Annotated in this window: 12 protein-coding genes and 2 pseudogenes; 10 read left to right on the top strand and 4 right to left on the bottom strand. The window is 58.4% G+C overall.

Annotated elements, in window-relative coordinates:
* Nucleotides 1-445: 445 nt before the first annotated feature.
* Complete coding sequence (locus IVB50_RS07980) at nt 446-1402, bottom strand: AraC family transcriptional regulator (protein ID WP_247295259.1); 957 nt, start codon at nt 1400-1402, stop codon at nt 446-448.
* Nucleotides 1403-1891: 489 nt separating this feature from the next.
* On the opposite strand from IVB50_RS07980, the gene IVB50_RS07985 reads away from it, so the two are divergent.
* Nucleotides 1892-2932, top strand: coding sequence for a LysR family transcriptional regulator (locus IVB50_RS07985; protein ID WP_247295262.1), 1041 nt, complete (start codon nt 1892-1894; stop codon nt 2930-2932).
* Nucleotides 2933-3048: 116 nt separating this feature from the next.
* On the opposite strand, the gene IVB50_RS07990 is transcribed toward IVB50_RS07985, so the two are convergent.
* Entirely contained in the window at nt 3049-3723 is a 675-nt protein-coding gene (locus IVB50_RS07990; protein ID WP_247295264.1) for a redoxin domain-containing protein, read from the bottom strand.
* A gap of 1051 nt (nt 3724-4774) precedes the next feature.
* Here IVB50_RS07990 and IVB50_RS07995 point away from each other — a divergent pair.
* From IVB50_RS07995 to IVB50_RS08005, 3 genes are all read left to right on the top strand, one after another.
* Nucleotides 4775-5761, top strand: coding sequence for an AraC family transcriptional regulator (locus IVB50_RS07995; RefSeq protein ID WP_247295266.1), 987 nt, complete (start codon nt 4775-4777; stop codon nt 5759-5761).
* A 432-nt stretch (nt 5762-6193) separates the two neighbouring features.
* Nucleotides 6194-6850: a response regulator transcription factor gene (locus IVB50_RS08000; RefSeq protein ID WP_247295268.1), complete on the top strand. Its 657-nt coding sequence runs from the start codon at nt 6194-6196 to the stop codon at nt 6848-6850.
* Nucleotides 6851-7206: 356 nt separating this feature from the next.
* Nucleotides 7207-7581, top strand: coding sequence for a response regulator (locus IVB50_RS08005; protein WP_247295270.1), 375 nt, complete (start codon nt 7207-7209; stop codon nt 7579-7581).
* Nucleotides 7582-7634: 53 nt separating this feature from the next.
* Here IVB50_RS08005 and IVB50_RS08010 read toward each other — a convergent pair whose 3' ends face one another.
* Nucleotides 7635-8237 carry a sulfite oxidase-like oxidoreductase gene (locus IVB50_RS08010; RefSeq protein ID WP_085385807.1) on the bottom strand — a complete coding sequence of 201 codons (603 nt, stop codon included), beginning with the start codon at nt 8235-8237 and terminating at the stop codon, nt 7635-7637.
* A 176-nt stretch (nt 8238-8413) separates the two neighbouring features.
* The gene (locus tag IVB50_RS08015; RefSeq protein WP_247295272.1) at nt 8414-8965 is read right to left on the bottom strand and encodes a PAS domain-containing protein; all 552 of its coding nucleotides are present in this window, start codon (nt 8963-8965) and stop codon (nt 8414-8416) included.
* A gap of 773 nt (nt 8966-9738) precedes the next feature.
* On the opposite strand from IVB50_RS08015, the gene IVB50_RS08020 reads away from it, so the two are divergent.
* The 6 genes and pseudogenes from IVB50_RS08020 to IVB50_RS08045 all read left to right on the top strand — a co-directional run.
* Complete coding sequence (locus IVB50_RS08020; RefSeq protein WP_247295274.1) at nt 9739-14424, top strand: AAA family ATPase; 4686 nt, start codon at nt 9739-9741, stop codon at nt 14422-14424.
* Between the two features lie 1656 nt (nt 14425-16080).
* The gene (locus IVB50_RS08025; protein ID WP_247295276.1) at nt 16081-17013 is read left to right on the top strand and encodes a LysR family transcriptional regulator; all 933 of its coding nucleotides are present in this window, start codon (nt 16081-16083) and stop codon (nt 17011-17013) included.
* A 452-nt stretch (nt 17014-17465) separates the two neighbouring features.
* On the top strand, nt 17466-18353 hold the full coding sequence (gene hemF, locus IVB50_RS08030) for an oxygen-dependent coproporphyrinogen oxidase (RefSeq protein ID WP_247295278.1): 888 nt from the start codon (nt 17466-17468) through the stop codon (nt 18351-18353).
* Nucleotides 18344-18708 (top strand): annotated as a pseudogene (locus IVB50_RS08035) (HAD family hydrolase); the annotation flags it as partial. The gene hemF and the pseudogene IVB50_RS08035, both read left to right, overlap by 10 nt.
* A gap of 318 nt (nt 18709-19026) precedes the next feature.
* A complete protein-coding gene (locus tag IVB50_RS08040; RefSeq protein WP_247295320.1) occupies nt 19027-19944 on the top strand; it encodes an NADP-dependent oxidoreductase in 918 nt (305 codons plus the stop codon).
* 34 nt (nt 19945-19978) lie between these two features.
* Nucleotides 19979-20401: pseudogene (locus IVB50_RS08045) on the top strand (NADP-dependent oxidoreductase); the annotation flags it as partial.
* Between the last annotated feature and the right edge of the window lie 23 nt (nt 20402-20424).

Genomic DNA, 20424 nt, shown 5'->3' on the forward strand with positions numbered 1-20424 from the left:
CGTTGTCCAGCCGCATCAAGAAGCCGGATATACGTCAGCAGTTGTGGCCGTCGATCCTGATCAAGCCAGTCGTTGCAATCGGGCGGGGTCCATATACGTCCACACATGACTTCAAATCAGTCAGTTCCGTTTTGCAATGCAGGTGTCATCGGTTGCTAATCGGCGATCCGCTTTCGAGGCCATGATCGAATTCGTGACAAAGGATCGCGCGCCCAACCACAATGAGCCGCGCATGGTGGCTAACGTTGTTGTGACCACGACAGCTCGGCGAAGCGTTTCGGTCGCTCCGGTAGTAACTCGCAAGGCGAGCTGCCGAGGTGCCGTCGCCGCCGGATAATGGGAAATGCCCTGCGACTATTTATCCGATAGCCATTTATCATAAGCTTAATTCAGACGCGATCGCATCACGGCGGCGTTTGGCTGCCCTCACAACCTCGCCGTATGTTCAATCGGAGTTCTGTCCATCACCCTCAGAGTCGTCCGGAACGTATCCATGCACTTGGCGAAAGGCACGGAGAAAGCTACTGTAGCTCCTATAACCGACCGCCCGCGCGATCTGCTCAACTGAAAATGTCCTCGCGGCGAGCATATCGGCTGCACGCTTCATCCGTATTTGCCGGAGCGCTACCATTGGCGAACATCCTATCGTGCGCACAAAGCGCGCCATGAATGCGGATCGGCTCAAGCCGGCCTTTTGCGCCAAGGCCATGACGGAGTGATCGGCCTCCGGCCGCGCCAGCATATCGGCGAACGCAAGAGCGATTTGACGGTCACTCAAAATAGAGAAGCGTTCGAGCCAAACGCTGGTCGAATTGAGACTGCGACGGACGAGCGTGACGAGCACCTGCTTGAGGATAGCGGTTGTCATGGCCTGCATTCCAACCCGCCCGCCGCTGATTTCTGCCAACGCGGCCTGCAACTTTGACCCCACTTCATCGGCTGGTTCGAAGCGCTCGACAATCGGCGTGGAAAGGCCTGCAAAGAGGTCGATCGACGAGCCGTAGGTAGCGCGAAAGTACCCGCAGATCAGCATGACCATCGGGTCCAGGTCCCCGGCGACGAATCGCTGGATTCGCTCGCCGAAGCGCGGATCCCATTGCGCTTCGAACACATTCACTCTCTTGGCCGCTGTGCTGTCATCGACCTCGATGTGAAACGGCCTCTTGGCCGGTGTGATGACAAGGGTGTGAGGTACTAGAGGAAATGCAGAGCAGCCACCCACGACCATTCGTCCGGTCCCGGAAAGATTGTAGTGGATAGCCGGCGCCTCCGCGCTTCCGAATGACAGGCGCCAGCCTGGGCTAACCAAACACTCGATGAGCCCGATGACGTCGACATCCAAAGTTGCCATCAGCACATCGAGATGGGATCGAAGCAAAGTAAGATTTGGACGATCGGACATGTGTTTCGGACTCTCGGATTGAGCTGATGTCCTAGTCTTAGGACAGGACAATTGCAAATCTTGGAACTGTATTATGGCTAGGATGATGCGCATCTGCTCGCCATGACCAACTGCCTAAGCGAAGTTGGGAACCTCTTCGACGAGCGTGAGCGTGCTGCGCTTCCCGCGGCCCTCATTTCACTGTCCAGAACTGACGCCTTAGGATGTCCCAAAATGAGCAAAAAGCACTAAATGGAAAGGTGGTCGAGGCGATCCCAATGCAAACCTGACATTAAATTGGTCTCGCGTACGATGTTCTACGCAACCGCGACCTCAATAGGAAACAGCATCGATGCAAACGCTTTCAGCAAGACGCGGCCGGCAATTCCGAGCCGGCGCACAATACTTGTTTAATCGGAAGCTCCGCGAGCAACCGCTTGATCATCACGCCTGCCTACTATGGCAACGAACCGAACGGCCCGAACCGGGGCAAATGTTTCGAGTCTGACTATGCAGCTGCAGCTTTATCAGGTGCGATATTTCTTAGCCCTAGCAAAGACGCTAAATTTTACGCGAGCGGCGGAGCAATGCAATGTGACGCAGCCGGCGCTGACAAAGGCGATACAAAAGTTGGAGCAAGAACTCGGCGGCGCGCTGATTCACCGTGAACGTCATCTCACCCAGCTCACCGATCTGGGCAAGATGATTTTGCCCACGCTGGAAAAAATATTCTCCGCCGCCGAGGCCGTACGGCTTCAGGCACGAGGCTATCAAAAGAAGGCGATAGCCCCGCTTAAGATCGGACTGGTGCCGTCAGTCTCCGCCGCACTCATTACTGAATTACTTGTGGAGCTCGCCAGGATCATCCCCGATCTTCGAGTCGATCTGCGCGAGGCCGATGCCAGCGGACTGGTTGCGATGCTTTTGGATGGCGAGATCAATGCTGCACTTGTCGGTGACGCCATGGAGCTGCCTGAGCGTATCGACCGGTGGCGCCTGTTCGAGGAACGCTGTGTGGTCATCTTGTCTCGGAAACATCCGATGGCCAGGCAAACCGTCATCCTGCTCCAAGACTTGCACGAGTTGGTCTTTCTCGAAAGGGTCGGATGCGACGTCGCAGACCGATTCAAGCGGGCTTGTTTTGCCGACCAACTAGGCCCTAAGGTTATGCACAGGAGCGATCAGGAAAGGCATCTTCAGCAAATGGCATTCGCCGGTTTGGGGGCCATCTTGGCGCCAGAGCACGCTCCCAGACTGCCGTCGCTCGCCACTATCCGAATTGATGGAGACCCCGTCCGGCGCGAGGTGCAGCTTTTGGCCGTGGCGGGGAGGCAATATTCGCCGGCGCTTGACGCCTTCATCAAGGTTGCTCGTGTTCGCGACTGGACGACTGCGTTGGAAAAACTCCGCCGCGCATCTGCCCCTGACTCGAACAAGGACAATGTTTGCTCGGCTGATGCACAAGGTGCAGGCTCCTTGATCCAGATCACGGGCCCCGGTCCCGCCTCTTCATGCCCGAGCTTGTTACGGGTATCCAACCGTCGTTGCTGAGGTGACGCGAAGTCGTTGATGGGCAGGACAAGTCGGGCCATGACGCAGTTGCAGTCGCCCATGCGTAGCCTCTTGAATTGACTTGGCTCATTCCGGTCAACCTCGAAGGGCGAGGCTTAGGCCCATCCAATTTCGGACAGGGCAGCAAGCAAGGTGTCGGTCTTCGCTCCCGTGATGGAGTCCGGGCCGACAAACGCTCGACGGATGATCCCTCGTTGGTCGAGGACATAGATGGCCGGCATCGGCAACATCCAAAAGGAGAAGCCATGGGGAGCGCAGAGATCGAGTCCGCGCCGCAAGAGATGGCTCTTTATGTCCGCCGGCACCACGGACACCAGGCCGAACGAAAGGCTCACCCCAAGATCTAGGTCGGAGAGGAGTTCCAGATCCACTCGGCGGTCGCGTTTGAAATTGCGTGGCAATTCTCCAGCCTCGGGCGTTATGACAATTGTTGTGGCGCCGGCAGCGCGGATTCTAAAGGTTGCCTTTTGAAGGGCGCGCAGTCCAACCGTGCACAATGGGGACCAAGTCCCGTAAACAAAGGTGACGATCAACGGTGCAGCTCGTCGCAACTCCAAAGATGAAACGAGCTTTCCATCTGCCTCGGGGAGAAGAAAGTCGGGGGCAAGTTCGTTCGCCTTCAGGGCGCCGTCAGGAATACCGGCCTCTCGCAACCATGATGAAAGCAGGCGGTCGGTTCGGATGTCCAGCATGGGGAAACCGCTCAAGGTCTCCGCAGAGGGGTCGACCTGCTTGCTGGCCGGGGGCCCCTTTGAAACGTCATCGCCCATTCTGGTTCTCCCCGGTCGCCCACGGCACTTGGCCGCGTATGTTTCTTCCATGGTGACCGAGCGTTCTGGAAAACGAAAATTCAACTTTGGAATGGTAACCGTCGACGAATAATCGATAGGAATAGTCGTCGCCCCCAGTATCGCGATGCGCGCGGGTGGACGAAATAGTAGGGAGCAGCTTCCGTTGAGGAGGTCATGACTCTTTCAGCGCGCCAAGGCTCCTGCATACCGAGCGACACGATCAAGGAGAGGCAATAGCCAAGCACCGAGCTGCACGAGCTGTACGCCAAGATTGTCCTCAGAACCGACACCTGATCGCTGCACGACGCATTGGGTTCCATTTGCGGAGCGCGTGCCCTAGTCGGCATTTTGTCAGGAGTGCTTCTGCAAGAAGCAGCCGCGAAGCCAGGACAATCGGTGAGCAAGGCAACCTCCTCAGTCGAACATGTGTTGCTGATAACGTATGCCGCGACCGGCAGAGCGCCTTCTAGCCCGCGCGGCGTTGAGGGGAGACCGATGTAACCAAATTGAGGTTCGCCTGCCCGGCGCGTCAAAAATCAGAGTCGGTGAAGTGACGCCGAGCGCCAAATAGGTCGAAACCGAGATATCCAAAAGTCGCAGCCGTGCTCCGCCAAAAGTCTCATCCCGTTTTGCCCTTTCTGTCAGACACGCAAACGCGAGTGCAATTGGGGACTTTCGTGTCGCAGGGCAGGCTTACCTCGCATTCGCTTGTATCAGCTTTCGGGGGGATCTGCCGCTCGGCCCGGCGCGCGACGGCCTACTCCCAAAACAGCACCGCGATCGCGCAACGGTAGGGATGAATGCAGTCCTGAATCGGAGTTTGAATTCCATGCGTCCAGCCAATGATGACCAGATGATGCCACGAGCCAAATTCCAGCAGACGGGGGAAGCGATGGTGGAACACCGCCGAGCACGTTCGTCCTCCACGCCGCGACCCGAGCTCCAGCAAGTCCCTTTATGCAAGAAGCTTGGGAAGCCACGCGATTGGCGCCACGGCCCTGATGAGCGGCAACATCCTTCACGATCACGAATGTTGCTGCCGATAGCTCAATCTCCGATCATTGTTGGTGACCATGAGCCGCTCATTTTCGATCCAATTCGTCAATTGGATGATCAGGTGCCGGCGGACGTGATCCATCCTGTTGTTGAAATTTCTCCTCGTGAGGCTGTGGAACGCCTCATCATAACGGGGCACGGCATGACGGCCGAATCTATTCGATCCACAAGTCGAGGCAAAGTCCAACATCAGTATAGGGCTCCAATGCATATGCTCGTCATGTACGAGAAGGGGGAGCGCCGCGATGGAGAGACATTTGTAGAAGGTGTGCCGCCATCAGCGCTCCGGAGCCTCGAGCGGAAGCTGACATTCGTTCCTGCTGGCTGCGAGTTCTACGATTGGCACGAGCCGCGGGGATCGCAGATGCAGCTCATGTACTTCTACTTCGACCCTGAGAGGCTGAAGGCTTTTTCCAAACGTGGCATCACCGGCCTGCCGGACTCCCCACGCCTACTGTTCGAAGACGAAACGCTATGGAACACCGCCCTCAAGCTGAAGACGTTCGTCGATAGCTCTGCAGGAGACCCGGTCTACTTCGAGAGTCTCGGTAGCCTGCTTATGCATGAAGTCGTGCGTTTCACTTGCGGGACGCCCAGCATTCAGCGTCAACTCCAAGGTGGTCTTGCACAGTGGCAGCAGCGGCTCGTCACCGCCTACATCCAGGAGCATCTCAATGAGCGGATACCGATTGGCACGTTGGCGCAGCTCGTTCGTCTTAGCCCGTATCATTTCTGCCGGGTGTTCAAGCAATCTCTCGGAATCCCGCCTCATCGGTACCAGACCAAACGTCGCGTTGAGCAGGCCAAATTACTGCTGGCAAACCGCGCAGGCTCTATGATGGAAATCGGTCGGGCGGTCGGCTTCAGCAGTCGTAACGCGTTCGCCACGGCGTTTCGGAAGGCGACGGGAATTGCTCCCGCGGATTACCGCCGAAGCGTGGCTCCTCCGATAACCGTATGAATGAATTGGGGCGTCCCGCTCAACTTTGCCATTCGAAGGTAGCGGCGTCTCGGTGCAACATCGGGCTTTGGGGGCCCGTCAAGAAAGCAGGTCACGGGCCTTATGAAGGCACGCATCTGCCGCTGGTGGCGAAGAGAGGCAGAAAGCCAATCGCGGGAATTCGGCAAAGCGACCGAAAGCAAGCGGCGCCGTGAATGGATCCGCTAGAGCGATGCGGGCGACGTATCGCAAATCTGTACTGATGATGGGCTGGGCGCGAGACTAGGTCGATTGCCCTCATCACCCCTGTTTTAGTTTGACCGATGAAAATCAGATCACCTTCACGTGCAAGCGATTGCGTTCCACGCTGGAACTCGCGGAGTGTCATTTGTTGAATGGTCTTCGTGAAGATGATATTTCTACACGGAATTGTCGGTTTTGGGGGAGTATCCCGTGGCGCAGCATTCAATTCAAAAGCGTGCGGAAGCCGAGGAGCCAACCATCGTCGTCGTTGACGACGACAATGACTTCCGCGCCTCACTCGGGGACCTGTTCAACTCGGTTGGCTTCAAGGTCAAGATGTTTGGCTCGGCAGCGGAGCTGCTGCAGGGCGAATTGTTGCCCGACGCGGTGAGCTGCCTCGTACTTGACGTCAGATTGCCGGGCCTAGGCGGTCTCGATGTCCAAGCCGAGCTGTCGAAAGTGAACGCTTCGATTCCCATCATCTTCATGACCGGCCACGGCGACATTCCGATGTCGGTCAGGGCCATGAAGGCAGGCGCTGTGGATTTTCTAACCAAGCCATTCCGCGATCAAGACATGCTGGATGCAGTCACGATCGCGCTCGAGCGCGATCGGACGCGGCGGAAGAACGAGCGGCGGCTCATGGAATTGAAGTCGCGTCTCGAGCGATTAAGCGCGCGCGAGCGAGAGGTGCTGGCTCTCGTGACGACTGGCTTAAAGAACAAGCAAATCGCTTTTAAGCTAGAGATAGCTGAGATCACTGTAAAGGCGCACCGCGGTCATGTTATGCAGAAGATGGGTGCGCAATCGCTGGCCGAGCTTGTCAAAATGGCGGAGACGCTCGGTATAAAGTCGCCCCGGTCTTAATCGCTTCCTGCTTGCACGTGAGTGCATCAGCCGAGAGGGCTATTGTTTGCGCAAATCAACTGACGGCGTTAATCGCTTGCCGCCAGGCCCTGCTGCCGCGTCGAACGTAACGACCCGAGATCAGCGCACGCGTTCGGACGTGGCCCAAACCGGGTTGAACTATTCAGATAGTCTGCATCGATTATTCCTAAGTATAGCATCGGTTGTTCCAAAGCGTAGCACCGCCCGTCCATCGTCTAATCGCCGGTTCAGACCTTTGTCGTTAACGTGTAATGGTGTCCGCGCAGTGCGCTTCATGAGATGGACACGGAACGCGAGATGCGGCGGGCCACCTCCCCAGCAACGAAGGTGGGGATATGTCTAGCGAGATTCGAATTTCGATCATTGATGATGATGACCAATCTCGCTCAGCCCTAGCGGGTCTCCTGCAAGCGATCGGATTCACGACTGAGACCTACTCGTCGGCAATGGAGTTTCTCGCGTCCGGAAACTTGCGCGATAGCTCCTGTTTGATTGTTGATGTTCACATGCCGCGCATGACTGGGACTGAGTTGTATAGCCGCTTGGTAGGATCCGGCTATAACATACCAACGGTTCTGATCACCGCTTACCCCGACGACAGCGCGCGAGCTCGGGCTCTGGATCGGGGCGTCGTTGGCTACCTGACCAAACCCATCGACGAAAAGGTTCTACTCGGATGCATCGAATTGGCGCTACAGCGCGGGAAATAAGATGAAAATCCGTAATCAGCAATCGATCGGCTTCCGCTCAGGAAACGTTCCCTTCAGCTCGAAGATCGTTGCTCTTTGAACGGGTCCCCGTAGATGTGAAATCCGTTGAATTCCCACAAGCCCGGCGATTCGCGATCCAAAAACTGTATCCCGCGCACCCATTTCACGCTTTTATAACCATAGAGGTTTGGCACGACGAGCCGGAGCGGGTAACCGTGTTCGGCCGTAAGGGGTTCGCCGTCATGCCGCAAGGCGAAAACCGTCGTCGGGAGCAGAAAGTCCGAGATTGGCAGATTCGCCGTGTAGTTGTTCTCGCCATGGATCATCACGTGCCGCGCCTCTGGCCGCAACGTCACTCGCTTCATCAATTCTGTGGCGAGAATCCCTCCCCAACGGTTGTCGAACCGGCTCCAGCGCGAGACGGAGTGTAAGTCCGCAAGTACTTCGCTTTGCGGCAGTTTGCAGAGCTCTTCCCAGGAAAGCCGCAGCTGCTCCTCTACCAGGCCGAACACGCGAAAATCCCAGGTCGTGGGAGCAAAGAGCGGCACCGAGCCCACATGGAGCACCGGCCACTTAAGCGTCAGCGACTGTCCTGGGGGCAGCCGCCCAGCGTCACGCATCTCACGCTCCCGTTCGCGCCGCTCGTTCGATTGCACAAATAGCTCCACTGCAAAAGGAGTAGCGCGGCCTAGTTGGCGCACGTGGTGATTTTCGGGGCCTGAAAAGCGTCACCCGGGTTGCCTCGGACATCACCGAACATGGTTTCTGGTACACCACATTCCGAGAAGCGAACTACCAACACGCTAGTCCCCGAGGCGGCGAAGGGGGAGCCTCACTGCTCCCCGTCACCGCTCTTGGAGTTAGAACCAGTTGCAGGCTCGGAGACTAAGCCAGGAACAGTCTTGCTGGTGTTGTGTCGGAAAATGTTGACCGCTCCGATCACTTCGTCCTCGTCATCACGAATTGGAAACACATTTACTAGCGCCAGAAGACGATAACCGTTTGGCTGCTCGCAAATTACATCGGCGTTCCGAACGGTGGCGCCGTTGTTGACCACCACGGAGGGTGGCGCAAGCTCGTGCGGCATCACTTCTCCTGAGGGGTAACGAAGCAGGTGTGACCCGCAAAACTTTTCCGAGGTTCCCAAGGACGGCGTCCGTCCCCAACCCGCGATTGCAGCTTTGTTGCACTTAACGACGGTGGCATCCTTCTCGAGGACGTATATCCCTACAGGGATAGAATCCATTGCCGCTTGGTCTGCAAGAAGTCCTTTTGCGACGAGGTGGCCGTCCACGAGTTCTCCTCGGAAGTCGATCTCGTCGAAGTCACCATCCAAAATCATCGTGCTCGTTGCCAAACCACTATGTGTCACGCTGGTTGCCATTTTCAACTTCCTTTGCGCGATGGAGTCAGAAGACGATCGAATTTCATGTCCCGTTTATCCCGCTTGTCAAGAGGACACTTGAGACTACGCAAGAAGACTCTACCTTGCGGAACTCTCAAGTCCTGAGAAACGCGCTTCGCGAAGGCTAACCGCCACATCCCCGATAGCAGGACTGTGAGCGAAATAATGGGAGCGGCGAGGACGAGGGTAGCCCCTGACTTGGGCGGAGCGTGAAAGGTCGCGGTGAAAATCGCGGAACCAGTCACTTTCCCGATTGCAGACCTAACGAGCTGCGGGAGGCGGCGCTGCCGGAAGATCGCCTGAAACCACAATCGAAGAAGGGCGCGGCTTTATGAGCAAACGCCTGCTGGAGGTTAACCCGTGTGCCTTGAGCTCATCTGCTCAGAGGCCTGGTGGAAGTGAACGCACTTGTCTGATGAGCGGAGTGCCGGTTCGGAGAATGTTGTCGACGAAGGGTCCCAGAAAGTTCCAGGTCGTTCGAAAGATTGGACCAACTCGTTCTCTGGCGCGGCCACAGATATCTCGTTGCAGTTGACATCCTTCTGGCGTCCTGTCCAAATGAATACTCCGAGGTCGTGATGCCCGTGGCGACAAGAATGTCACCTATCCCGGGGCTGTCGGGGTACGTGCTTGTGCCCCTGCGGAAAAGCGCGGATTTTACCCTTTACCGCGGCCGGAAATACGATGACCCCTCGTCGGTCCTAGCGATCGCACTCTTTGAACAGCCGTCGCCTCAGAGTATCAGGCGGCTTATGCACGAATACTCGATCGCCGCCGAACTCGATCCCGCTTGGGCTGCCAAGCCTCTGGCCATTACGCGTCACGAAGGGCGGACGATCCTCCTACTCCAGGACCCCGGCGGTCAGCCGCTGGATTGGATTCTTGAGCGTGACCATGGGCAACCGCTAGATGTGACTCGGTTCCTGAGCATCGCGGTTGGGCTGACAAGAACATTGGCTCAAGTCCATCAGCAGGGCCTGATCCATCGGGATATCAAACCTTCGAATGTCCTCGTCGACGAGACCGGTAACGCATGGCTCACCGGATTCGGGATTGCGTCTCAACTTCCGCGCGAGCGCCAGTCGCCCGATCCTCCCGAGTTCATCGCGGGAACGTTCGCCTACATGGCACCCGAGCAGACGGGACGAATGAATCGCTCGGTCGATTATCGGAGCGACCTTTATTCGCTTGGAGTGACTTTTTACGAAATGTTGACCGGGACTCTTCCATTCACGGCCTCCGACCCCATGGAATGGGTGCACTGTCATATCGCGAAACAACCAGCCGCCCCCAGAGCGCGGGTGGGAACCGTACCAGTCTCGGTCTCCGCGATCACGATGAAGTTGCTCTCCAAGACCGCGGAGGAAAGATATCAGACAGCGGTGGGAGTTGAGAGCGATCTTCGGCGCTGTCTATCCCAGTGGGAGTCCCACGGGTGGATCGATGACTTCACTCTTGGCGCATACGATACCCCGGATCGCCTCATCATCCCCGAGAAGCTGTATGGGAGGCACCGCGAAGTTGACACTCTGCTGACCGCCTTCGACCGCATCGTTGGCGGTGGCCGAGCCGAACTGGTGCTGGTCTCTGGATACTCTGGGATCGGAAAATCCGCAATCGTCAATGAGCTTCATAAACCGCTTGTGCGGCCACGCGGCTTGTTCGCGTCGGGCAAATCCGACCAGCACAAGCGGGATATTCCGCACGCCTCCCTGGCCGGTGCGTTTCAGAGCCTTATCCGGCGGCTCCTCAGCCAGAACGAGGAAGATCTGCACAAATGGCAGGGCGCAATTCGTGAGGCGCTGGGTCCGAACGGACTGCTCCTCGTCGATCTCGTCCCGGAATTGCGGCACGTCATTGGCGACCAGCCGCCGTTGCCCGAATTGCCGCCGCAGGAAGCGCAGAGACGTTTTCAGACCGTCTTTCGACGGTTCATCGGCGTGTTTGCACGACCTGAACATCCGCTTGCGCTCTTCCTCGATGATATGCAATGGCTGGATGTCGCCACACTCGACCTCGTCGAAGATCTGCTAACACGCAACGATTTGCAGCATTTATTGCTCATTGGTGCGTATCGGACCAATGAGGTCAATGGCAACCATCCGCTGGTACGTAAGCTTCAAGCGATCCGTCAGGCCGGAGCCGCAGTGCAGGACATCGTTCTCACACCACTCAGTCGCGACGATCTAGGTAAACTGCTTGTGGACTCCCTTCACTGCCAACTGGAGCCCGCCGCCCCACTGGCAGACTTGATTTACGAAAAAACCACGGGCAACCCGTTCTTTGCAATCCAGTTCATTTCTACTCTGGCGGACGAGCGCCTGCTGACATTCGATTACCGCGCGCGCCGTTGGATATGGGACCTGCCCCGCATTCGTGCCAAAGGCTTCACGGACAATGTCGTAGAGCTGATGGTGGACAAGTTAAAGCGCCTTTCGCCAGAAGCCCGGAAGATACTCCAGCATTTCGCCTGCATGGGCAACACTGCAGAGTTCGAGATGCTGCGGATTGGGTATCAGGGCTCCGTCGAGGACATGCACGATCATCTCTGGGAAGCGGTGCGATCCGGTCTGATCTTCCGCACGGACAATTGCTACGGCTTCATGCACGACCGCGTGCAGGAAGCGGCCTACTCGCTTATCCCGGCGGAGCTGCGTGCCGAGGCTCACCTCCGCATCGGAATGCTCCTCGCTGAGCATACGCCCTTAGAAAGACGTGAGAAGGCGATATTTGATATCGCCAATCAACTTAACCGTGGCTCTCACCTTATCAACTTTGTCGAGGATCGCGAGCGCGTCGCAGAATTGAATTTGATCGCAGCTCGGCGCGCGAAACTCTCGACAGCATACGACTCCGCTCTCATCTATCTCAGGGCCGGCCGCGCCCTTCTTACAGAAGAGACTTGGGAACGCAATTACCGGCTTATCTTCTCGATCGAATATCTGACAGCCGAGTGCGAACTGCTGACCGTCACGGTTGGTCTCGCTGCCGGGGATCCACTCGCGGAAGTGCAAGAGGAATGCGAGAAGGGCTTGGCATTTGCGAGGCGGGTGCGCTTCGGTCCGCTCATCGAGCGCTGCGGAGCACAACTTGGTTTGATCCTCACCCTGCGCGGGCTGACTGAAACGTTCGGCTGCCTGGATCATGAGGGATATAGCGAAGTCGATACCGAGCGCCGTTTGGCCAACAGCCCGGATCTCGTGCTCTCGGAGTTCTATTACTGGACGCGAAAGCTGCAGGCGCATTTTTTTGCCGGAGAGCTTGCGGCGGCGGTCGATGCATCGCGGCACGCGGAGCCCCTGCTTTGGACGTCGGCGGCAACGTTCGAGTCGGCGGAGTATCGCCTATATGCGGCGCTGGCGCATGCGGCGATGTGGGATCACGCCCCACCGGAGCGGAGACCGACGCATTTCGCATCTGTACTTGAGCACCACCGGGAACTCCTAGCGTGGGCGGAGGTCAACCCGGAAACCTTCGAAGACCGCGCCGCCTTGGTCGGCGCCGAGATCGCCCGCATGGAGGGCCGAACACTGAACGCTCAGGAGCTGTACGACAAAGCGATCCGCGAGGCTCGCAAATACGGCTTCGTGCACATCCAGGCAATTGCGAACGAGATTGCCGCGCGCTTCTACGCAGAGCGCGATTACGGGAAAATCGCGGCAACCTATTTGCGCGCCGCGCAGGGCTGCTATCAGCGCTGGGGAGCCGACGGAAAGGTTTGCCAACTCGAGAAACTTTATCCGCAGCTCAAGCTGGACGAGTCGATCCCGAATTCCACGGCGACGATAGTGACACCCTTCGAGCAACTCGATTTGGCTACCGTAATCAAGGTTTCGGAAGCGGTCTCGGGCGAAATCGTCTTCGAGAAGTTAATGAACACGCTCATGAGTTCGGCAATCGAACACGCAGGCGCAGATCGAGGTCTCCTGATTCTTCCCCGAGCCGACAAATATCAAATTGAAGCAGAGGCCACAGCCAGCGGTGACAGCGTGACGGTGGTCCTGAAACAAGCGCGCGTCACGACCGTAGATCTCCCGAACTCGGTGTTTCACTACGTGCTTCGCACAAAACAAAGCGTTCTGCTGCACGATGCGTCCAATCAGAATCCGTTTTCAGGGGACGATTATATTCGTGACCGTCGCTCGCGCTCAGTGCTCTGCCTGCCGATACTTAAGCAGACCAAGTTGATTGGCCTGCTGTACTTGGAGAACAGCCTTACGACTGCCGCGTTTACTCCTGCTCGAATGGTAGTCCTCACACTGCTCGCTTCCCAGGCCGCTATCTCAATAGAGAACGCCAGCCTGTATCGCGAACTAGCCGAGCGGGAGGCCAGAATCCGACGGTTAGTGGACGCCAACATTATCGGAATCTTCGTCTGGGATGTTGACGGCAGGATCATCGATGCCAACGAAGCTTTTCTCCGCATCGTCGGATACAGCCGCGATGATCTCGTCTCTGGCCAACTGCGCTGGCGGGACCTGACACCCACGGAATGGAGCGATGCCGACGACCGACGACTAGCCCAGCTGGAGGCGACCGGGACCACGCAACCCTACGAGAAGGAGTACTTCGCGAAAAACGGCAGCCGCGTGCCGGTGCTGGTCGGGGCAGCGACCTTCGGAGAGCGATCCGACCAAGGCGCGGCCTTCGTGGTAGACTTAACTGAGCGCAAGCGGGCGGAGGAGGAAATTCGCGAAAGCGAACGGCGTTTCAGTGAGGTGCAGATGGAGCTCGTGCACGCAAATCGAGTTGCAACAATGGGGCATCTCTCGGCTTCGATCGCCCATGAAGTCAACCAGCCGATCGGGGCGACGCTCAACAATGCCTCTGCGGCGTTGCACTGGCTGAGCAAAGAACCAGCAGATCTGGATAAAGCTCGGGACGCTCTCAACCGGATCTTTGCTAACGGCAATCGCGTCAGCGAGGTTGTCGGCCGGATACGAGCGCTTTTCAAAAAAGCACCTCTACGGAAAGAAGACGTGGACATCAACGAAGCAATCCTTGAGGTGATCGCCCTGACCCGCGGCGAAGTCGTGAAGAATGGCATTTCGGTGCAATCACACCTCGGGGACGGTTTGCCGCTCATTCAAGGAGATCGGGTCCAGCTGCAACAAGTGATAATGAACCTGATCATCAATGCCGTTGAAGCATTGAGCTCGATCAGCGGGGATCCGCGAGAACTGGTGATCACCACTGGTAAGGGCGAGCCGGACGGCGTGCTGGTAGTACTGCGGGATTCCGGACCAGGTCTGAGTTCACTGGGTCTGGAGCGCATCTTTGATGCCTTCAACACGACAAAGCCCGGCGGCTTGGGGATGGGCCTATCGATCTGCCGCACCATCATTGAAGCGCATGGGGGACGACTGTGGGCCACCGCCGCTCAACCTCGGGGCGCGACGTTTCAATTCACGCTGCCCGCACGGTCAAATCAGGCGTGAGCTGAAAAGTTTGTAGCGCGTCTGCAACGGACCGGATCGCTACCGGAAGAACTCTGGGCTCGCACGCACTGGAGTTCCGCCGGCGCAGCCAGCGCGCTATTCATCATTTAGCAGGTCGTTATACTCGTGGCTTGTTCCTTGGAACGGCTCATGTCCATCTCGTTCCACGCTCAGCGCAGCTAAGAAACGACGAGTCTGAGCACTCGTATTGCGGCGACGTCGGGTTGGCCACGGCGTTGAGAGAGGTCGCCGGGGGCGCCTCAGAAATCGTCAAGCATCGCTCTCCGTGACATACCAAAGATCGACAAAGCAGAGGCGAACTGCAAGAGAAATGCCGATATTGTGTCGCCGCATGGGAGCGGTGATCGGAAGCATTGACGCGCTAACCTGACCACCGTCGCCGTTCCGGGCCTCGTGCGCGGTCATTGCATTCGCTAGGTCCGGTCAACGCCGGAACAAGTTCGATTTGGCAAGCGAAGAGCGCAAAGTACGTTCCGTGATTATGAGTATCAGTGGCGTGTGTCGCACCTCAGCGAACCCGTCTAACGGGCGGTCGCGCGGCCCGAACAGCGCGACCGATACTCACCTCTATACTACGGCGGGTTGTTTGAGCCATTTGGGTCGAGCTGGTGTCCAGACCTCTGAGTTGTCGGCACGCAACGGACGTCGGCGCCATAAAATACGCGCTCAACAAACCGCAAGAATGAGAACGCCGTAACAAGAACTGCGCTTCACGCAGTGATTAACCCGCTATATCTGTAGTCCGCAAGAGCATCAGGCTTAGCGGCGACAAGGAGAACAATGATGCCGGCGATATTCACCGCGACTAGTGGCGACGATGTGACCGTCACGTGCACCACGCGCGCTGTCGCACTCACGGGCGAGGCTACCGCAACTTCAAACAACATGAGCAGGGGCCATCGCCATAGACGGGATATCGGCGATGGTCGCTTTGCAACCGATCGGCAGATGGACACGACGCGCACCGCGCAAGGCGCAAAGTCGATGCTCTGGTCCGCGCGACGGGGGTTTTGGTGCCCGATGTGATCCGACCATTTGATCGGATCCGCCTTGAAAGGAGCTGCATGTTTATACGCTTAGCCGAACTGTAGTTCCCTATCGCAAGGATGGACGTTTCCCCGATGCCATTGCCCCTCCACGACACTCACTCTCTTCTGCTGTCAGGTCATCGAACCGGTTGTGAAACGGCTTCCCGGTCGATGTGATGACAAGTGTCAGGAATGCGGAGAAGCGATCCCACGACCTTTTGTCCGGCCCCGGAAAGTGCAGTGGATAGACTGTGCGTGCACGCTCCGAGTGACATATTCACACTTTAGCTGACCAAACAGGCGATGACTCCAATGGCGGCGAATTCAAGGTCGTACCAGTACGTCGAGATCCGAGCGAGGCAATGCAACGTTCGTACGATTGGACGCGTCTTTGGGACGCTCAAAAGCTGATGACTTGGTCCGCAACGTTAATTCAAAGCAGTGTCGGTGAGGAAACGTTCCGCAAGACGCGGGCCGAGAATGCCGAGCCGGCACACAATAGCTGTTTCCTGGGAGGCTCCGCGACAAACCGCTTTATCATCACCCCTGCCCGCCCCAGCAACGAACTGGGATGGTCCGAACCACCTCAACCCTTTCGAGTATAAGTATGCAGCTGCAGTTTCATCAGGTGCGATATTTTTTAGCCCTGGCAAGGACGCTCAATTTTACGCGGGCTGCGGAGCAATGCAATGTGACTCAGCCGGCGTTGACAAAGGCGATACACAAGCTGGAGCAAGAACTCGGTGGCGCCTTGATTCACCGTGAACGTCACCTCACCCAACTCACCGAGCTGGGCAACATGATTTTGCCAACGCTGGAGGAAATAGTTGCCGCGACGGAGTCGGTACGACTTCAGGCGCGAGGCTATAAAAAGAAGACCATCGCTCCGCTGAAGATCGGGCTGGCGCCATCAATCTCCGCCGCAATCATTACGGAATTGCTCTTGGAACTCGCCAGGATCATCCCTGATCTTCGAGTCGATCTGCGCGAGGCCGATGCCAACGGGCTCGTTGCGATGCTTTTGGATGGTAAGATCAATGCCGCACTCGTCGGCGACGCGGTGGAGGTACCTGAGCGCATCAACCGCTGGCGGCTCTTCGAGGAGCGGTATGTGCTCGTCTTGTCACGGAAACATCCGATGGCGAGTCAAACAGTTATCCCGCTTCAAAACCTTCACGAGCTGGTTTTTCTCGAAAGGGTCGGGTGCGACGTCGCAGGCCGATTTAAGCAGGCGTGTTTTGCCGACCATCCCGGCCCGACAGTTGTGCACAGGAGCGATCAGGAAAGGCACCTTCAGCAAATGGCATCCGCCGGTTTAGGGGCCATCCTGGCGCCAGACCATGCTCCTACGCTGCCGTCGCTCGCGGCTATCCCAATCGAGGGCGACCCCGTCCGGCGTGAGGTGCAGCTTTTGGCCGTGGCCGGGAGGCAGTATTCGCCGGCGCTCGACGCCTTTATCAAGGTTGCTCGTTTTCGCGACTGGACGAGTGCGCTGGACAAAACGCGGGGCTCGACGGTCGCGTCCTCCGACGCGGCGTGAATACGGGGCCGGCTGCGAGGTGCGGCACATGAGCGAGTACCGCGAAACCGTGTGATTTAGGTGACGTTAAGGCCCAGAAGCACCCAGGTACGACTGTGGGGAGCGCGTTGGTGGTAACGGATGTTCTGAGAGAGCCAGATCAGGGCGAAGAACGCGAGTTCGTCGCGCGCGGGAATGGATGCCCACGGCATCGTCGGCCCGTCACCCTGATCCTGGAAAACCTGTTGCGCTTGGTCTGGCGGGGGTTACAGCATATCAGCAAGCTAATCCGCGTCAGCATTCACCGCCACAGTTGCAACGAGAGCTGCACCTATTACGGTCCGCAGGGATAGATCGTGTAGGGTTGGCAAAGCGCCGCGTGCCCACGATTCAAGACGCCGGTGAAGGATGGTGGGCACGGCGCAAGGGCGCCTTTGCCCACCCTACGGGCTGGTTCCTTCAGGATTTTGGATATGGACGTTTCAATCATTGAAGATCGCAAAGCCGGCGCCCGCGCCTGGTTCGAATCCTTGCGCGACGATATCTGCGCGAGCTTCGAGCGGCTGGAGGATGACGCGCCGCAAAGCCTCTATCCGGGCGAAGCTGGCCGCTTCAAACGCACGCCGTGGCGGCGCACCGACCACACCGGCGCGCCCGGCGGTGGCGGCGTGATGTCGACGATGTGCGGCCGCCTGTTCGAGAAGGTCGGCGTGCACTGCTCGACCGTTCACGGCGAATTCGCCCCCGAGTTTCGCGCGCAGATCCCTGGCGCGGCGGGAGATCCGCGGTTCTGGGCCTCCGGTATCTCGCTGATCGCTCACTTACGCAATCCGCAGGTGCCGGCCGTGCACATGAACACCCGCTTCGTGGTCACCACCAAGACTTGGTTCGGCGGCGGCGCCGACCTCACTCCGGTGCTGGATCGCCGGCGCACCCAGGACGATGCCGACACCATCGCCTTCCACGCTGCGATGAAGGACGCCTGTACCGGAGCGAACGGCGCTGCCGATTACGACAAATACAGAAAATGGTGCGACGAGTATTTCTATCTGCCGCACCGGAAAGAGGCGCGCGGCGTCGGCGGCATTTTCTACGACTGGCACAACAGCGGTGATTGGGGCGCCGATCTCGCCTTCACCCACGACGTCGGCCACGCCTTCCTGAAGACCTATCCTGACATCGTGCGTCGCAATTTCGCGACGGCATGGACGGCCGAAGACCGCGAGGAGCAATTGATCCGGCGCGGGCGCTATGTCGAGTTCAACCTGCTCTACGACCGCGGCACGATTTTCGGACTCAAGACCGGCGGCAATGTCGACTCGATCCTGTCGTCGCTGCCGCCGGAGGTGAAGTGGCCATGAGCGCGGGCAAGCTTCTCCCCCGGGCCATGCTGATCGACATGGACGACGGCATCCTGTCGTCCCACGGCCGGCCCGAGATCGCCTGGGCCAATGCGGACGCCTCATGGCGACTGAAGCTTGCCGAAGCCCGGCATCTGACCGTCAAGAGCGGCTTTGCCGCGCTCGCTGCCGCGGGCCACCGCGCGATCTCGCCATGAGCCTGGCGGATCGCTTCACCAGCTATCGCGAAGAGGATATGTCCATCTGCCCGGGCGCGCATGATGCGATCGACAGGCTGAAGGCGCTCGGCGTCAAGCTCGCGCTGGTGACCAAGGGCGCCGCGGACACGCAGCGCACTATGCTCCAGCGGTTTGAGTCTTAGCACCACACCAGCATTCCGCGATTATCTCCGCGCCCGGAGACAATATGCATCTCCTGAGATCGAATGGCGAAGTCGAACAGACACATCAGCCGTGGTGGTCATTTCGAAGCCAAGGGTGACCAGCGGTCGATCCTCATCATGAGGGTCGGCTCGTTCGTGTGCGGTTCCGCACTGCTGATTGTTGTACGGCAAGTCGATGGCATCGACTCCATAGCCAATGCTCATTGGACGATCGATTTTTGCTATTCCATTTTCGCTCATCTGCACAGGAACTTTAAAGATGGCGAAATCCCACACATCGAGAGCTGGACGATGAAGGCGATCGTGGTAACGGAACAGGCTGCGGGAAAGGCCGGGATGAAGCTGGCGGCGAGACCCGAGCCGCACGCGGCTATAAACGACGTTGTCGTTCAGGTTCATGCGTCGGGATTCACCTGGGATGAGCTGACGTGGCCCCCGACCTGGACCGATCGCCTCAATCGCGACCGAACACCATCAACGCCAGGGCACGAGCTCGCCGGAGTGGTCACTGCCCTTGGCTATGGTACGACGGGGCTTTCCGTCGGCCAGCGGGTGTTCGGCCTCACGGACTGGACGCGCGACGGCACCCTGGCCGAGTATGTGGCGGTCGAGGCGCGCAACCTCGCGCCGCTGCCGGGTGACGTCGACTTCACGGTGGGCGCAAGTCTGCCCATGCCGGGGCTGACTGCGTGGCAGGGACTGTTCGAGCACGGTCGTCTCCGGGCCGGGCAGAGCGTCCTCGCGCTCGGGGCTGCCGGCGTGGTCGGTTCGATGGTGACCCAACTCGCGCGGGCGGCAGGCGCCTACGTCGTCGGCACAGGACGGACCTCCGACCGTCAGGCGGTGCTCGACTTCGGCGCACACGAGTTCATTGACCTCGAGAACGACGCCCTGAAAGACGTCGGTACAGTCGATCTGGTCTTCGACGTCTTCGGTGGCGACATCGGGAAGCGCTCCGCAGACCTGATCCGTGCCGGAGGAATTTTGGTGACCATTGCTGGCCCGCCGGAGGCACGGCCTGCCAACCTCTTAGCGGTCGATTTCGTCGTCGAGTCCGATCGCGCCCAACTGACTGAGATCGTTCAGCGGGTGCGGGACGGGCGGCTTCGGACGAACATCGGCGCCGTCTTGACCCTTGACGATGCCGTCGCCGACTTGAACCGAACCGAGCGACGAATCGGAAAGACCATCATCCGCGTACGTTCGTGAGCGACACGCGCCCACCGATGCGAGATGCATTATCATTGAGGCGATCGTTGTGACGGACCGGGCTGCGGGAACGGCCGGGAAGAAGCTGGTGGAGGAGTCCGAGCTGTAGTCGGCGATAAACGACGTCGTCATTCATTGAGCTGTCATGCGCCCTTGACCCGGACCGATCGCCACGATTGTTGCCGACCACCGTCCATCCCTGGGCACGCGCTGGCCGGAGTGGTCACCGCTCACTGCTACCGCGCGGCAGGCGCAGTCAGTTCGCCTGCGTCGTCGGTACCGGACCGCCGCCGACTGTCAGAGAGCATTCGACTTCGGCGCGAAGGAGTTCGTTGACCTCGAGAACGACGGCATGGAGGACGTCCGATCCGGTGTTTGATGTCATCGGCGGCGCCATCCAGATGCGGTCCGCAGGCGTATTCGAGCCGGAGGAACGCTGGTGACCATCGTCGGACCGGCGAGGCGCGGCCCTCTGAGACA

This window comes from Bradyrhizobium sp. 87, assembly GCF_023073015.1.
GTDB classification, from domain to species: domain Bacteria; phylum Pseudomonadota; class Alphaproteobacteria; order Rhizobiales; family Xanthobacteraceae; genus Bradyrhizobium; species Bradyrhizobium canariense_D.

Bases quoted from the DNA above. Each gene is read 5' to 3' on its own strand.
- IVB50_RS07980 (WP_247295259.1), bottom strand. From the start codon at position 1,402: ATGTCCGATCGTCCAAATCTTACTTTGCTTCGATCCCATCTCGATGTG.
- IVB50_RS07985 (WP_247295262.1), top strand. From the start codon at position 1,892: ATGCAGCTGCAGCTTTATCAGGTGCGATATTTCTTAGCCCTAGCAAAG.
- IVB50_RS07990 (WP_247295264.1), bottom strand. From the start codon at position 3,723: ATGGGCGATGACGTTTCAAAGGGGCCCCCGGCCAGCAAGCAGGTCGAC.
- IVB50_RS07995 (WP_247295266.1), top strand. From the start codon at position 4,775: ATGTTGCTGCCGATAGCTCAATCTCCGATCATTGTTGGTGACCATGAG.
- IVB50_RS08005 (WP_247295270.1), top strand. From the start codon at position 7,207: ATGTCTAGCGAGATTCGAATTTCGATCATTGATGATGATGACCAATCT.
- IVB50_RS08015 (WP_247295272.1), bottom strand. From the start codon at position 8,965: ATGGCAACCAGCGTGACACATAGTGGTTTGGCAACGAGCACGATGATT.
- IVB50_RS08020 (WP_247295274.1), top strand. From the start codon at position 9,739: ATGCACGAATACTCGATCGCCGCCGAACTCGATCCCGCTTGGGCTGCC.
- IVB50_RS08025 (WP_247295276.1), top strand. From the start codon at position 16,081: ATGCAGCTGCAGTTTCATCAGGTGCGATATTTTTTAGCCCTGGCAAGG.
- hemF (WP_247295278.1), top strand. From the start codon at position 17,466: ATGGACGTTTCAATCATTGAAGATCGCAAAGCCGGCGCCCGCGCCTGG.
- IVB50_RS08040 (WP_247295320.1), top strand. From the start codon at position 19,027: ATGAAGGCGATCGTGGTAACGGAACAGGCTGCGGGAAAGGCCGGGATG.